Raw genomic sequence first — 864 nt, forward strand, 5'->3', positions numbered from 1 at the left:
CGGCGCGCGCCCGCCCCGCCTCCTTGGCGGGAGTCGCTGAGCCCGGTTTCCTCCCGCGGTCTCCGGCCCTTCGAAAAGTGGTTTCAGGACGAACGCACCGAGTGGGGCGGGACGTCCGCTCCTCGCCCGCGGTGGGTGAGCGGGGCAGTCTCAAAGGCAGGGGAACCGCAGTGGAGGAGGATCCATGCCCAGCACAGTCGGCGATCTGATGACCACACACGTCGTCGCCGCCCGGGAGAACGCGGAGTACAAGGAGATCGCGGTCATCCTGCGAACGAACGGGGTCAGCGCGCTTCCTGTCGTCGATCCCCACCGGCGGGTCGTCGGCGTCGTCTCGGCGGCCGATCTGCTGCTCAAGGTCGCCGATCCCGATCCGGACGAGGGGTTCTTCCCGGAGGCGTACGAGGCCAGGATCGAACGCAAGAAGCGCGGCGCGGCCGTCGCGCGGGACCTGATGACGGCGCCCGCGGTCACCATCACAGCGGATGCGGGTCCGCGGGAGGCGGCCGAACTCATGCACCGGCACCGGGTCAAGCGGCTGCCGGTCGTCACCGGGGACGGGCGGCTCATCGGCCTCATCAGCCGCGTGGACCTGCTGCATGTCTACTTCGTACGCGACGAGCAGCTCCAGGCCGTGCTCGCTCACGACATCGTCCAAGGGGATTTCGGGCTGAACGACGTCGAGGTGTCGGTGCGCGGCGGTGTCGTCACCCTCAACGGCCGCACCCCGCACCGTTCCGATATCCCCCGCCTCGTCCACGCGATCCGCCGTGTCGAGGGGGTCGTCCGGGTGCGCCGCAACCTCGACTACGAGGTGGACGACCTACTGCTGCTGAGCGGAAGGCACTGACACCACCGCGCACG

Annotated in this window: 1 protein-coding gene; it reads left to right on the top strand. The window is 69.6% G+C overall.

What is annotated here, in order from left to right; translation table 11 throughout:
* Nucleotides 1-184: 184 nt before the first annotated feature.
* Entirely contained in the window at nucleotides 185-850 is a 666-nt protein-coding gene (locus VS93_RS26435; RefSeq protein WP_046472548.1) for a CBS domain-containing protein, read from the top strand.
* Nucleotides 851-864: the final 14 nt, after the last annotated feature.

Origin of the sequence: Allosalinactinospora lopnorensis, from assembly GCF_000981225.1 — a bacterium.
Taxonomy (GTDB): domain Bacteria; phylum Actinomycetota; class Actinomycetes; order Streptosporangiales; family Streptosporangiaceae; genus Allosalinactinospora; species Allosalinactinospora lopnorensis.